Source organism: Flavobacterium ajazii (genome assembly GCF_010614725.1).
In the GTDB taxonomy this organism is placed as follows: domain Bacteria; phylum Bacteroidota; class Bacteroidia; order Flavobacteriales; family Flavobacteriaceae; genus Flavobacterium; species Flavobacterium ajazii.
In genome coordinates this window covers 189,450-202,869 of the sequence record NZ_JAAEHL010000001.1, presented here as the reverse complement: position 1 = coordinate 202,869, position 13,420 = coordinate 189,450, and the positions used below count along the sequence as shown (strand labels likewise).

The 13,420-nt window shown below is 30.9% G+C and carries 14 protein-coding genes; 9 read left to right on the top strand and 5 right to left on the bottom strand.

Annotated features, from left to right (window positions below):
* Window positions 1-57: 57 nt before the first annotated feature.
* The 6 genes from GWR14_RS00785 to GWR14_RS00760 all read left to right on the top strand — a co-directional run bounded on the left by GWR14_RS00785 (window position 58) and on the right by GWR14_RS00760 (window position 5,698).
* Window positions 58-963: a right-handed parallel beta-helix repeat-containing protein gene (locus tag GWR14_RS00785; protein WP_163407045.1), complete on the top strand. Its 906-nt coding sequence runs from the start codon at window positions 58-60 to the stop codon at window positions 961-963.
* A gap of 184 nt (window positions 964-1,147) precedes the next feature.
* A complete protein-coding gene (locus tag GWR14_RS00780; RefSeq protein WP_163407044.1) occupies window positions 1,148-1,516 on the top strand; it encodes a BlaI/MecI/CopY family transcriptional regulator in 369 nt (122 codons plus the stop codon).
* 7 nt (window positions 1,517-1,523) lie between these two features.
* Window positions 1,524-3,368, top strand: a complete 1,845-nt coding sequence (locus GWR14_RS00775; RefSeq protein ID WP_163407043.1) for a M56 family metallopeptidase — start codon at window positions 1,524-1,526, stop codon at window positions 3,366-3,368.
* Window positions 3,369-3,400: 32 nt separating this feature from the next.
* Complete coding sequence (locus tag GWR14_RS00770) at window positions 3,401-3,766, top strand: BlaI/MecI/CopY family transcriptional regulator (protein WP_163407042.1); 366 nt, start codon at window positions 3,401-3,403, stop codon at window positions 3,764-3,766.
* 7 nt (window positions 3,767-3,773) lie between these two features.
* Window positions 3,774-5,486, top strand: coding sequence for a M56 family metallopeptidase (locus tag GWR14_RS00765; protein WP_163407041.1), 1,713 nt, complete (start codon window positions 3,774-3,776; stop codon window positions 5,484-5,486).
* A 71-nt stretch (window positions 5,487-5,557) separates the two neighbouring features.
* Window positions 5,558-5,698 (top strand): SsrA-binding protein, encoded by a 141-nt coding sequence (locus GWR14_RS00760; protein ID WP_163407040.1) that lies wholly within the window; start codon window positions 5,558-5,560, stop codon window positions 5,696-5,698.
* On the opposite strand, the gene GWR14_RS00755 is transcribed toward GWR14_RS00760, so the two are convergent.
* The 4 genes from GWR14_RS00755 to GWR14_RS00740 form a co-directional block, all read right to left on the bottom strand.
* A complete protein-coding gene (locus GWR14_RS00755; protein WP_163407039.1) occupies window positions 5,699-6,214 on the bottom strand; it encodes a DinB family protein in 516 nt (171 codons plus the stop codon).
* A gap of 11 nt (window positions 6,215-6,225) precedes the next feature.
* Window positions 6,226-8,811 carry a phosphoenolpyruvate carboxylase gene (locus GWR14_RS00750; protein ID WP_163407038.1) on the bottom strand — a complete coding sequence of 862 codons (2,586 nt, stop codon included), beginning with the start codon at window positions 8,809-8,811 and terminating at the stop codon, window positions 6,226-6,228.
* A gap of 92 nt (window positions 8,812-8,903) precedes the next feature.
* Window positions 8,904-9,383 carry an Lrp/AsnC family transcriptional regulator gene (locus GWR14_RS00745; protein ID WP_007805990.1) on the bottom strand — a complete coding sequence of 160 codons (480 nt, stop codon included), beginning with the start codon at window positions 9,381-9,383 and terminating at the stop codon, window positions 8,904-8,906.
* A 77-nt stretch (window positions 9,384-9,460) separates the two neighbouring features.
* On the bottom strand, window positions 9,461-10,615 hold the full coding sequence (locus tag GWR14_RS00740) for a M14 family metallopeptidase (RefSeq protein WP_163407037.1): 1,155 nt from the start codon (window positions 10,613-10,615) through the stop codon (window positions 9,461-9,463).
* A 314-nt stretch (window positions 10,616-10,929) separates the two neighbouring features.
* Between GWR14_RS00740 and GWR14_RS00735 the strand changes: the two genes are divergently transcribed.
* Window positions 10,930-11,364: a helix-turn-helix domain-containing protein gene (locus tag GWR14_RS00735; protein WP_163407036.1), complete on the top strand. Its 435-nt coding sequence runs from the start codon at window positions 10,930-10,932 to the stop codon at window positions 11,362-11,364.
* 84 nt (window positions 11,365-11,448) lie between these two features.
* Here the strand turns inward: GWR14_RS00735 and GWR14_RS00730 are convergent, their stop codons facing one another.
* A complete protein-coding gene (locus GWR14_RS00730) occupies window positions 11,449-12,000 on the bottom strand; it encodes a 1-acyl-sn-glycerol-3-phosphate acyltransferase (protein ID WP_163407035.1) in 552 nt (183 codons plus the stop codon).
* A 64-nt stretch (window positions 12,001-12,064) separates the two neighbouring features.
* Here GWR14_RS00730 and GWR14_RS00725 point away from each other — a divergent pair, with 64 nt between their 5' ends.
* Both GWR14_RS00725 and GWR14_RS00720 read left to right on the top strand, forming a co-directional pair.
* On the top strand, window positions 12,065-12,730 hold the full coding sequence (locus tag GWR14_RS00725) for a spermidine synthase (RefSeq protein WP_163407034.1): 666 nt from the start codon (window positions 12,065-12,067) through the stop codon (window positions 12,728-12,730).
* An 8-nt stretch (window positions 12,731-12,738) separates the two neighbouring features.
* Complete coding sequence (locus GWR14_RS00720; RefSeq protein WP_163407033.1) at window positions 12,739-13,416, top strand: peptidoglycan DD-metalloendopeptidase family protein; 678 nt, start codon at window positions 12,739-12,741, stop codon at window positions 13,414-13,416.
* The last annotated feature ends 4 nt before the right edge of the window (window positions 13,417-13,420 follow it).

The following is a 13,420-nucleotide window of genomic DNA, read 5'->3' as shown; positions in this document are numbered from 1 at the left end:
TTCAAGCGCTTGGAATACAAAAAAACTTTATTAACCACTATCAAACTTTAAATTATTATGAAAACAAATTTTAAATTACTTGTTTTATGTTCAATTCTTTCCCTTACCGCCTGTGAAACCAGCGATACACCTGTTACAGAAAACGAAACTGCTATCGATAATCAGGAAGTTACACCAACAAACAGCAGTTCTCTTACTGCTAAAAGTACGACCGTTACAACTGAAGCTGCTTTAAGGTCTGCAGTTTCATCAGCAGTAGCCGGAGATATTATCACAATTAGCGGTACCATAAATCTTACGCAAACTTTAGAACTTGCAAAAAGCGGTACTTCCAGTTCTAAAATAAATCTAACAGGAGGTGTTTTAAATTGTTCAGGACAGCCATCAGGCAGCTGGGGTGTAAAAGTAAACGGAAGCTACTGGAACATTACCAATATGACCATTAAAAACGCAAAAGACTGCGGTTTGGTTTTCCAAACTGGTGGCTACAATTATGTTTATAATGTAAGTACTTTGGCTAACGGAGATTCTGGTTTGCAAATTTATAACGGAGGACATGACAACTATGTTCTTTCCTGCAAATCAAACGATAATTATGACTCAGCTAACGGAGGTGAAAATGCTGATGGATTTGCCTGTAAATTATCTGCCGGAGCAAACAATAAGTTTGAAAACTGTACTGCTAATCACAACTCTGATGATGGTTGGGACTTATATGGACAACCATATACTGTAACTATAAAAGGATGTACAGCAAGCAATAATGGTTTTGGTACAAATGGAGACGGAAACGGATTTAAACTAGGAAGTGCAGGGCAAAACGTTGCTCATACTGTAACCAATAATACTGCTACAAATAATCTGGCCTGGGGTTATGACGGAAACGGAAATACCGGGCATATCACAATTACCGGCAGTGGAGGTTCTGGAAACGGAAAAGGATTATTTACTCGTCTGTATTAATATTTTTTCGATAAAATACTTTAAAAGGCTGCCTTAATTGGTAGCCTTTTTTTGTTACTCATAGTTTCTTTTTTAAACTGTCTTTATTTTAAAACTACTTAAAACTACAAAACAAGTTAAATAACTATTTTTTTAGTTGTAAAACTAAAAAAATAGTTGTATTTTTGATTTAAAATTAAAAAACATGCAAAAGTTAACTAATAAAGAAGAAGAAATTATGCACATTTTGTGGAAGCTTAAAAAAGCTTTTGTAAAAGAAGTACAGGCAGAAATAACTGAAGACCAACCACATTATAATACACTTTCTACTATTATTCGCAATCTGGAAGAAAAAGGTTATGTTGGACACAATGCTTTTGGAAACACCCATCAATACTACCCAATTGTAAGCATTGAAGATTACAGAAAAGGATTTATGAGTACTGCCATTGATAATTATTTCAATAGTTCTTATAAAAGTATGGTTTCATTTTTTGCAAAAGAAGAAAAAATTTCAGCTGTAGAGCTACGCGAAATCTTAGCTATGATCGAAAATCCAAAAGAAGAAAAATAAATAATTCATGGAAGCACTATATATATATGTCGCAAAATCATCAGGTTTAATTGTATTATTTTATTGTGCTTACTATTTTTTATTGCGCAAAGAAACTTTTTTCAACAACAACAGATATTTTTTGTTGACTGGTTTAATTACTTCTGCCCTGCTCCCTTTTCTTGTTTATACTAAAATTGTATGGATAGATCCTGTTCCGGCGACAGATTTAAATTTTCCTGAAGTTTATTTAAGTCAGACACCTTCGAAAAAAAACTTTGAAATAAATTGGAATTACATCATTCTTTCTCTTTACTGTATCGGCTTTTTAATATTTCTTATCAAACTGGTAAAGGATTTTTATCATTTGAATTCCGTTTTAAAAAGCAAAAAAATTCAAAAACAGGCTGATTACAAATTAATTGACACAACTGAAAAAATTGCACCGTTTTCTTACTTTAAATATATAGTATACAACTCATCAATGTATACAACTTCTGAGTTAGAAAATATTATTGAACATGAAAAAGTACACAGTGACCAAAACCATTCTGCAGATGTATTAATTTCCCAGATATTTTGCCTCCTGTTTTGGTTCAATCCAATTATATGGCTTTATAAAAAAGTAATTGTTCAAAACCTTGAATTTATTGCTGATAAAGAAGCTTCCAGAAAAATTTCAGACAAAAAAGCGTATCAGTATACACTTTTAAAAATAACAACACACGAAAGCTGTGTTGCCATCACCAATCATTTTTATCAATCATTAATCAAAAAACGAATCGTCATGTTAAACAAAAATCAATCAAAAAAAAGGAATTTATGGAAGTATTATGTCATTCTTCCTGCACTTACAGCTTTTATGCTTTTATTTCAGGTTGAAATAGTCGCACAAGAAAAGGGACCAAAAAATATCGAAAATATAAATCCGGACAAGGTTGAATCGATGGATGTATTTACCATAAATAAAAACACTACCAATGATGAACTCGACAAAAAGACAAAAGCACTAAAAGATGAATTTAATATTTCAGCCAACATCTCTGAATTAGAAAGAAATTCCAAAAACGAAATTACCTCTATTAATATCAATCTAAAAAACGAAAATGGAGTTAATAAAACTAAAAAAATAATATCTAATAAAGGGATTGAAAAAATCGGAATCATTGTTATTAAAGAAAAAAACGGAACAATCTCATTTAATTTAACCGACTCCGAGCCTATTACAACAGGCTATAAAACAGAGGATAAAAACATTCAAATAAGAATTAAAGACACTCAAATTTCTAATATAAATAATGATGCTAAAACTAATTCTAATACTGATACAGACATTCATACAAATGTTAGCACAAATACTTCTATAAACAAAGACGGAAACATTATAAGAGTTGTAACTAAAAATGATACTAAACCATTAATCATAATTAATGGCGATGTTTCAAGTCCCGATTTGGACATTAAAGACATAGATCCAAACAAAATTAACAGCATAAATGTTTTGAAAGGATCAGATGCCACAGCAAAATATGGAGATTTAGGAAGTAATGGTGTTATTGAAATCATTACTAAAGATAAAACAGAAGAACCACAGCAAAAAACTGAGAAAGAAACTGAAATCAAACAAAACAACAACTGGAAAGTAACAGGACATAAAAACTCTGAAAATGTTTTATCAATTGTTGCAGAAAATCAAAAAGTTGATATAAAAAAAATATTAATTGTGATAGACGGAAAAATTACGAATAAGACTGCGAATGATTTAGATCCACAAAATATTGAACAAATAAATGTTTTGAAAGAGCCGACATCTACAACTAAATATGGTAACAAAGGAAAAAATGGCGTAATTGAAATAACTACCAAAAAATAATTTCAAATATATTTAAAATCACTATTCAGGTCATGCAAAAGTTAACCAACAAAGAAGAAGAAATAATGCATATTTTATGGAAGCTAAAAAAAGCTTTTGTAAAAGAAGTTCAAGCAGAAATCACTGAAGATCAACCACATTACAACACACTTTCAACAATTATTCGTAATTTAGAGGAAAAAGGGTATGTAAGTCACAATGCCTTTGGCAATACACATCAATATTATCCGGTTGTAAGCATTGAGGATTACAGAAAAAGCTTTATGAGCACTGCAATTGATAATTACTTCAATAGTTCTTACAAAAGTATGGTTTCATTTTTCGCTAAAGAAGAAAAAATCTCTGCTGCCGAATTACGTGAGATCTTGGCTATGATTGAAAATCAAGAAGAAAAATAATTCGCTTATGGAAACACTTTTTATCTATATCGCAAAATCATCCGGGTTGATTGTATTGTTTTATTGTGCCTATTATTTTTTACTACGCAAAGAAACATTTTTCAACAGTAATCGCTGGTTTTTACTTGCCGGATTGGCAACTTCTGTTTTACTGCCTTTTTGGGTGTATACTAAAATTGTATGGATTGATCCTATTCCAATGCCAACTATGAATTATTCCACAGCTTTTGTGGCACAAAACATTCAGGAAGAAACATTTGAAATTAATTGGAATTATGTTGCAATTGCCATTTATAGTATTGGATTCCTTGCACTCATAATAAAATTTATAGCAGACTTTTACAATTTGAATTCGGTTTTAAAAGGAAAAAAAATCAAACAGCAGGCTGATTTTAAATTCATTGATGTAAAAGAAAACATTGCGCCTTTTTCTTATTTTGATTACATCGTATACAACTCATCAATGTATACTTCATCAGAATTAGAAAGTATTATAGAACATGAAAAAGTTCACAGTGATCAAAACCACACTATTGATGTAATAATTTCAAGAGTATTTTGCGTCTTGTTTTGGTTCAATCCAATTATTTGGCTTTATAAAAAAGCCATATTACAAAATCTGGAATTCATTGCGGACAGTGTAGCTTCTAAAAAAATATCAGACAAAAAAGCGTATCAATACACGCTTTTAAAAATAACAACGCACGAAAGCTGTGTTGCCATCACCAATCATTTTTATCAATCATTAATCAAAAAACGAATTGTCATGTTAAACAAAAATCAATCAAAAAGAAGGAATTCATGGAAGTATTATGTCGTTCTTCCCGCCCTTGTAGCATTTGTATTTTTATTTCAAATTAAAATTATTGCACAAGAGAAAAAAGAAATTCAGGAAATTTCTGAACCACCGGCTTCTGTTGATGTTTACAAAATTAAAAACACAACAACAGATGAAGAACTAAAAGAAATTAAAGATAAATTGAAACAAAATCATAATGTCGATATTGCAATTTCTAAAGTAAAAAGAAACTCAAACAATCAATTGACAGCCATTAAAGTTGATATTGAGAAAGGCACAGGAAGAGACCAAACTATTGAGATTGAAGGTAAAAATGTAATAAAAAGCTGCGGAATTGTAATTTCTGCTGACGCTAATGGTACTAAAAAAATAAGCCTTGTCACTGATGATAAAATAAGCAATCCTATGGTTATGGAAGCCCGTATGATCAATGTAAGAGATTCACAAGATTCTCATGTTACACCTCCAACTCCTCCAACTCCACCTGTTTTTCCTAATGGCCCTATGCCGCAGGCTCCTGAAATAGATATGTCAAAAATGCCAAAACCTCCCGTTCCTCCTTTAAATCCAAAAGAAAAAACTGCTATGAAAAATTTTGAAAAAGAAATGGCTGAATTTGAGAGAAAAATGAGTGCTTTTGAACCGGATATGTCTGCTTATGAAAAACAAGTTGAAGAAATCATGGAAAAAAGAGCAGCAATTTTTGATAAAGAAATGGAGAAATACGACATCGCCATGGAAAAATTTGATGCTGACATGGAAAAATATACTCAGTATATAGAAGAAAAATACGGTAAGGACATGAAACAGTATGAAATTCACATGAAAAAATACGAAAAAAGTATGAAGGAGTATGAGAAAAACATGAAATTACATGAAAAGGAACTAAAAAAGATGGAGAAAGAAAGTAAAAAATCTTAAACCTTAAAACACAAAAAAGACTTTGCCATTAAGCAAAGTCTTTTTTTTATCTTTGAGAAAAATTCATTCTTATGTTTAAAATCTTAGCCAAAATAAACAAACTCCTTCTGCCAAGTTTTACCAAACAAGGTCTGGATATAGCAAAAGCAAAAAAATGGCAAATGGCAATTATTGGTTATCGCGCATATGTAACAAAACGAGCTTTAGATTAATCACAGATACCTTTCTGAAACCACTCTTATATGATGATTTTGATGGCCTGTAATAATAAACCCAATTGCTCTTACTGAAATAGCTGTATTTGAAGCTGTCCCCATAAACAAAAGCTGCTCTTCATTTAGACTCTCAAAAAAACTAATCGTTGCTTTTCTTGCATTTTCATATTCAGCCAACAGACTTTCTATAGAACGTGAATTAGCAAATGCAAAAGGTACATAATCGTTTTCTTCAAAACCAGGCAAAGGAGTTTTGTCTCCCCTGCTGATTCTTAAAGCACGATAAGCAAAAATACGCTCTGTATCTATCATATGCAGAACAATATCCTTTATTGTCCATTTTCCTTTCGCATAACGATACTCTAATTTTTCAGCCGGTACATTTTTTACAAAATCTACCAACTGAGGCAAGCCTTCAATTAAACCATCTAATAGTGTTTTATTATTAGCGGCTTTTATATAAGTTGCATTAAAAACAGAATATTCATTTGTTGATAAATCTGAAGCTAACATAATAAATAAATTTAGGCAGAGTTTCTACTTGCATTTGTGTTTCCAAAAAGAGAACGGGTTACAATTTTTTCGTATACCTTAATCAAATTCTCATTTTTTTCATTTTCTTTATTCAGTTCATTAATTCTTAATAAAGCATATTGCTGTATAGTCAACAATGGCAACACAATACGTTCTCTAATCTGAATTGAAGCTTTACCGTCAGGATAATTTTCCATCAATGTTTTATGACCCGCAATTTTAAGTAAAAGACGTTCTGTTTCTAAAAACTCGTCATAAATGATTTGCCAGAATTCACCAAACTCAGGATCTTTTCTCATATATGCTGTTAATGGTAGAAATGATTTTGCCAAGGACATCATACTATTCTCTAAAAGTGTTTTAAAGAATAATGAATTATGATACAGATCACTCACTTTTTCCCATTGGTTTGTTTCTTCAAAATGTTTTAAAGCCGATCCAACTCCAAAAAATCCTGGCACATTCTGTTTCAACTGACTCCATGAACCTACAAAAGGAATCGCTCTTAAATCGGCAAAATCCAATTGCTCAGATTTACTTCTTTTTGACGGACGGCTTCCAATATTGGTTTTAGAGTAATATTTCAATGTACTCATCTTCTCCAAATACGGAATAAATTTAGGGTGGTTTTTAAAACTCAAATACTTATCGTAACCTAAATTTGCCAATTGCGTCAAAATTTCAGTTTCTTCTGCACTCAGTTCATTTTTTTCTTTACCAAAAACCTGATTTGTAACACCGGCACTTAATAAGTTTTCGATATTGTAACGGCAGGAATCCAAAGTTCCGAAATTAGAACTTATGGTTTGTCCCTGAACTGTAATCTGAATTTCGTTATTCTCAATTTTAGGCCCTAATGATGCATAGAATTTATGTGTTTTTCCACCGCCACGCGCTGGAGGACCTCCACGTCCATCAAAGAAAATAGCCTTAATTCCGTATTTTCTTGAAATTTCAGTTAATGAAATTTTTGCCTGATAAATACTCCAGTTTGCCATCAGGTAACCACCGTCCTTTGTTCCGTCAGAAAAACCAAGCATGATAGTTTGTTTATTATCACGTGATTTTAAATGCGCTGCATATTCAGGATTGGTATACAACTGCTCCATTATCGAATGCGCATTCTGCAAATCATCAACTGATTCAAAAAGTGGTATAATATCTACACTAGGGTTTTCCCAATTATTCAAACGAATCATTGCAAAAGTCTCCATAACGTTCAATGCACTTTCATTGTTACTAATGATGTAACGGTTAGCACCAAATTCTCCGTTATTTTCCTGAATCGTTTTAATAGCCTGAACCGATTCTAAAGTCAGTCTTGTAATATCGCTATCAAAATCAGCCGGATTCAAATCCCCTTTTACTTTAGATAAAATCACTAATTTTTCATCTTCGGACAAATCAAAATAATTTTCCGGGAATATACCTGAACCTGTTTTTAAATAATAATTTACTACATCATGAAAAACAGCATTATGTATTTTACTGTTTTGACGAATATCTAATGTAGCAAAATGAAAACCAAATAAATTAATTTTTACAAGCAGTGCTTCTAATTCATCTAAATATAAAGACTGATGTTTTTCAATTATTATTGCCCTGATTTTGTTTAATTGTGTCAACAATTCTTCTAAAGTAATGTAAATTTCGCCCTTAGAATAAAAAACAGATCTATAAAGTTTATATTCAAGTTCTGCCACCAAAGTATCTACATCTGAAAAAGTTAGCTTTCTTTTCAGATTTCTCATTTCAACATAATAGCATTTTAAGATTGAAGTACGTAAACGTTCTGCAACTTTCAATGTAATATCGGTTGTTACAAAAGGATTTCCGTCTCGGTCACCACCTGGCCAGAAACCAAGTTTTATCAATTGATTCTGAATTGCATCACCCTCAAGAATATTTTTTTGCAAATAATGAACAATTTCACCTGCCGTTTCATAAAACACATTTTCCAGATACCAAATTAAACTTACCGCTTCATCATACGGGTTTGGCTTTTCTTTTTGTATAAAAGGAGTTTTCCCTAACTGAGCAAGCAATTGCTTGATTTTCAATAAATCATTCTGTCTTATTGCTTCAGTCAAATCGTTTATAATCCCAAGAACCGGTCCTGGATAGAACTGAGTCGGGTGTGCTGTCAGAACAGTTCTCACATTAAAGTTTTCAAGAAAATCTATTAACTCTTCATCTTTCTCTTTTGCATCCGATTTTTCTTTGATATCACGTAACGAACCACGACCTTCCATGTTGTTGACAACTGGGAAAGCTGCATCTTCGATAGCATCAAATAATACAATCTGACGTTCGATATACTGAATAAATCGAAACATTAGGTCGATTTTTTCTTCTTCAGAAGAGTTATTTAAAAATTTATTTGAGAAAAAGTCAAAAATTTCTTTCGGAGTTTCCTGTTTTTTAAACCCCGTTTCGCATGTCTCTGTAAATAAAGGAAGTAAAACCCCTGTATTATCAATAGAATCGAAAGGCAGTGTTATAAAAACACTATTATAAATATGGTATTTTGAGAGAACGTCCTGATTGAAACGTTCTATTTTAGGCAACGTATACATAATCCTTTTTATAGTTGTTTAGTTATTTAGTCATAAAAAAACCCCAAGAAAACTTGAGGTTATATTTTATTAATATAGCATTCAAGAAAATATTACATATTTTTGAAAATAGTATGCATCAAACGCTTCTTATCATTAATACTTTCTTCTAATGAAATCATTGTTTCAGTTCTGTAAACACCTTCGATATCATCAATCATGAAAATAACTTCTTTAGCGTGTTTAGTATCTTTAGCTCTAATTTTGCAAAAAATATTAAATTTTCCTGTAGTTACAGAAGCTACAGTCACGAAAGGAATTTGGTTAATTCGTTCTAATACAAATTTTGTCTGAGATGTATTATTAAGAAAAACTCCTACATAAGCAATAAATGAATACCCTAATTTATCGTAGTCTAAGGCTAATGAAGACCCCATTATTATTCCGGCATCTTCCATCTTTTTTACTCTAACATGGACAGTTCCGGCAGAAATCAATAATTTTTTTGCAATGTCAGTAAACGGAACTCTCGTGTTGTCTATTAACATATCTAAAATCTGGTGATCTACTTCATCTAAACGAAATTTACTCATAATTCTTTAATTAATATTACTAATTTGTATTACAAAGTATAAAAATATATATAAAAAACAACAAATTCACATAAAATTTAACTTTTTATCAGTCCGTTAACAAATTTAACGTTTTTATTTAAATAAAAATTTGCTTTTTGATCAGTCTTCGGAAAATTGGTAAAATCATCTGAATATGCAGCGCCTTTTGCATCGTAGATATAATGTCCAAAATAATTTTCTAACTCCCCTACTTCAACTATATAAGCATTAAATTGAATTTTGCTGTCAATCAATTCTTCTTTGTATTGTGCGACAAAATTCGTAATAATTTCGATACCATCATAATTTATCTTGACATTTTTATACATAAAATCATAAAAAACCACTTTATTTTGTGAAATATTCAAATAATCATTAATCCTATTATTAACTATATCGTTTTCGAAAAGAGCTTTGAAACTTGTAACAAGAGAAAAGAAAATAAACTTTCTGGTAACTTCTCTGTCGTAGTCATTTTGGAAATGACCTGCTTCAAATAAAATTGTAGGCGTTCCTAAATACTGAAATGTATCTCCTATACAATTAATATTAAAAGAATCGTCAAAACGTCCTACCTGCCCGGGAATATATTTTTGCAGTTCATCATTAATTGCAGCAATTATATTGATAGCTTTTAATCTGTTTTCATTAACTTCTCTCTCTTCATTATATGATGGCGCTAAAAAAGACACTGTTGCGGGGTTTCCTGTTTCTCCAGCTCCAAAAATAGTACGCTGATCATGAAGATTAAAACAAAAATCAGGTTTAAAAGTCTCAAAAACTTCACGTAAAACCCTGCTTTCCGGCTGAGTTAAGTCTTGCGAATCCCTGTTTAAATCAATCTGATTAGCATTTACTCGTGTATAGAACGCAGCCCCATCAGGATTTAGTATAGGAATACAATAAAAGGTAAATGCTGAAAGCATTTCTTCTGCAAACTCAGAGCCATTATTTAAAACATTAATAAAATCAAACAGCGCCTTAGTAGTCGTACTTTCGTTTCCATGCATTTGCGACCACAAATAAATTCTGGTTTTTCCTGAACCAATTTCATAACTATATATAGGCTTCCCTAAAACCGATTTACCAACAACCTTCACCTGATTGTCTGTATTAATCTTTTCTAATATTGGCTGAATATGTTCTAATGTAAGGTAGCGTCCTTCTATGGACTGTTCTTTGTTTTGATTGAATAATTCTTCTAAGTTCATTGTGCTTTTTAATTAGTTTTACAAAAGTAAATATCTTTATTTTTACAATTGTAAAACGTTTAAATTTTAAACAATTTAATATTGTAAACAGCTTTTTGAAACTAATATCATTTTTTTTTATCACTACAAGCATCTGCTTTTAAAACAAAATAAAACATAATTTAAAATATTATATTTCAACAATTTAAAACTCACAATTTATTACTTTAGTTTAAATAAAAATCATCGCTTATTAATTTTACAACTGTAAAATCACCATGTGAGATCTTTTTATTTACATTTGTAAATATTCATTTTTAAAATAACATTTCACAATGGTAAACATCGATGAGTTTGTAAAAAGACTTGAAATTGTACTGGATTATTATGGTTTAAATGCTTCTGCTTTTGCAGATAAAATTGGCGTACAGCGTTCAAGTATATCTCATCTCTTATCCGGACGAAACAAACCCAGTTTAGATTTTATAATGAAAATCTTAGAAGTTTTTCCTGACGTAGACTTATATTGGATTTTGATCGGGAAAGGAAATTTTCCAAAAAACCTTGATGAAAGATCTTCAGAAATTTCAAAATCTCTTCCTCCTATTTTGTCCAATGAAGACTCCTTTTCTACAGATGAATTAAATAACATAAAAACAACAGGGAATTCATCAGAACCAAAAAAGCTAAATTTTAATCTGGAAAATAGCGAAATTGAAAAAATTGTACTTTTTTATAAAAACGGCACATTCAAGGCTTTTTCTCCATAATTTAAAAATTAACACATATTTGAAGAACGGTAAAATTAATTCTCACTCACACGATTCTCGTGCATTTGAAAAATTTCTCAAAAACTACAATTGAATTCCATTTTCAGGAATTTTCCCAACAACACCCTGATAATGATTTTTTAGAATTTCAAAATCTGTTTCATAATTTCCTGTTGGCAAAAACGGCTCCCCAAGTCTAACTTCTTTTTTACCCCAATCAAAAGCTACGGGAATAATGGGTACTTTTGCTTTAAGAGCTATAAAATAAAACCCTGTCTTAATTTCTTTTACTTTTTTTCGTGTTCCTTCGGGCGCAATGGCTAACCTAAAAATCTCTTTTCTTGCAAAAATAGAAGCAATCACATCTACTTTATTCAAACCGCCCGATCTGTCTAATGGCTCTCCTCCCACACTTTTAAAATAATAACCAAAAGGAAATTTAAATAATTCTTTCTTACCCACCCAGTTCATTTCTAATCCAGATATCCCTCTTGTAAAGATCCCTAAATAAAAATCATGATTACTTGTATGCGGCATAACCATCATCACACATTTTTTGACTTCAGCGTTTTCTATCCCGACTATCTTCCAGCCCATTAGCTTAAAAAATAGAATTTTATACAATTGTTTTTTCATTAAAATTTCATATTCCGCACAAAATAAAAAAATATAATGCTAAATTTGGGTAAAAGCATAAAAAATGATTCAAAAAATCTTCAGTTATTTAATTCCTATAAAAATCTTCAAAAAAAAATCAGCCCGTAGTAAAATGATTGAGGTTACCTGGGCAAATGGGGAATTAGTTTTAGATTCTGAAAACACAAATTACTCTTACGGAAGTCTTCAGCGTATATTAAGGTATGGCTTAAGAAATATTGGTTTTGAAACTATTCAGAGAATGAATCATATTCTCGTTTTGGGAGTTGCAGGCGGAAGTGTTGTAAAAACACTGGTTGATGAAATCGAATATAAAGGAAAAATAACCGGAGTTGAAATTGATACTGATATTATTCAGGTTGCCAATGAATACTTTAATCTTTCTCAAATTCAACAATTAGAAATTATTATTGATGATGCTTTTGAGTTTGTCCTGAAAACCAAGAACCAATACGATTTGATTATCATTGATATTTTTGAAGATACTAAAATGCCTAATTTTTTATTTGAGTCTTTTTTTAGCGAAAGAATTTGTGCTATCTTAAAAAATAAGGGATTTGTTCTTTTTAACACCATGATTCTTGATGAAGCCCATAATATTAGAAACCGCAAATATGTTTCAGATATTAATACTGAATTATACTCTGTTAAAATGCTTCCTCGTGTAGAACACCATAACGAATTGATTGTGATTGAAAAGGTAGCCTAAATACTATTATGAAAAGCCTTGTCTCCATATTAAAAGAATTACCATCTACTAAAGTTATTGATGCTAACATTGATTATTCTGAATATCTTTCTTTAGACTTATCTCCTAATAATCTTGAATTGATCAATAAAAATCTTCAAACTTCAACTGATTTTGAAAATTATATTACTGATTATTTAAGAACGAATAATGCTAAAGCAGCTTATGGAGGCTACATTGAAACTCGAACATTGTATCAGCGAAGCGAAATTTTCAGGAACGATTTGATTCCCGAACGCAACATCCATATTGGAATTGATTTATGGACAAAAGCCCAAACTCCTGTTCTAGCTGCTCTTGACGGAATAGTGCATAGTTTCAAAAACAACAATAATCTCGGGGATTATGGCCCAACCATTATTTTGGAACATGAAATTGAAAATCAAAAAATTTATACTTTATACGGTCATTTATCGTTACAAAGTATAGAGAAAATAAATGTCGGTGATTTTTTCAAACAAGGAGAATGTCTTGCTACACTTGGTGATTCAAAAATTAACGGAGATTATGCACCGCACTTACATTTTCAGATTATTAAAAACATTGGAGATTATTTGGGGGATTATCCTGGAGTTTGTAATAAAAATGATTTGGATTTTTATACAGAAAACTGCCCTGACCCCAATTTATTATTAAAAATAATATAAAAAG

Coding starts and splice junctions, on each gene's coding strand:
- GWR14_RS00730 (WP_163407035.1), bottom strand. CDS start 12,000: ATGAAAAAACAATTGTATAAAATTCTATTTTTTAAGCTAATGGGCTGG.
- GWR14_RS00780 (WP_163407044.1), top strand. CDS start 1,148: ATGCAAAAGTTAACTAATAAAGAAGAAGAAATTATGCACATTTTGTGG.
- GWR14_RS00785 (WP_163407045.1), top strand. CDS start 58: ATGAAAACAAATTTTAAATTACTTGTTTTATGTTCAATTCTTTCCCTT.
- GWR14_RS00740 (WP_163407037.1), bottom strand. CDS start 10,615: ATGAACTTAGAAGAATTATTCAATCAAAACAAAGAACAGTCCATAGAA.
- GWR14_RS00755 (WP_163407039.1), bottom strand. CDS start 6,214: ATGTTAGCTTCAGATTTATCAACAAATGAATATTCTGTTTTTAATGCA.
- GWR14_RS00760 (WP_163407040.1), top strand. CDS start 5,558: ATGTTTAAAATCTTAGCCAAAATAAACAAACTCCTTCTGCCAAGTTTT.
- GWR14_RS00735 (WP_163407036.1), top strand. CDS start 10,930: ATGGTAAACATCGATGAGTTTGTAAAAAGACTTGAAATTGTACTGGAT.
- GWR14_RS00775 (WP_163407043.1), top strand. CDS start 1,524: ATGGAAGCACTATATATATATGTCGCAAAATCATCAGGTTTAATTGTA.
- GWR14_RS00720 (WP_163407033.1), top strand. CDS start 12,739: ATGAAAAGCCTTGTCTCCATATTAAAAGAATTACCATCTACTAAAGTT.
- GWR14_RS00765 (WP_163407041.1), top strand. CDS start 3,774: ATGGAAACACTTTTTATCTATATCGCAAAATCATCCGGGTTGATTGTA.
- GWR14_RS00745 (WP_007805990.1), bottom strand. CDS start 9,383: ATGAGTAAATTTCGTTTAGATGAAGTAGATCACCAGATTTTAGATATG.
- GWR14_RS00770 (WP_163407042.1), top strand. CDS start 3,401: ATGCAAAAGTTAACCAACAAAGAAGAAGAAATAATGCATATTTTATGG.
- GWR14_RS00725 (WP_163407034.1), top strand. CDS start 12,065: ATGATTCAAAAAATCTTCAGTTATTTAATTCCTATAAAAATCTTCAAA.
- GWR14_RS00750 (WP_163407038.1), bottom strand. CDS start 8,811: ATGTATACGTTGCCTAAAATAGAACGTTTCAATCAGGACGTTCTCTCA.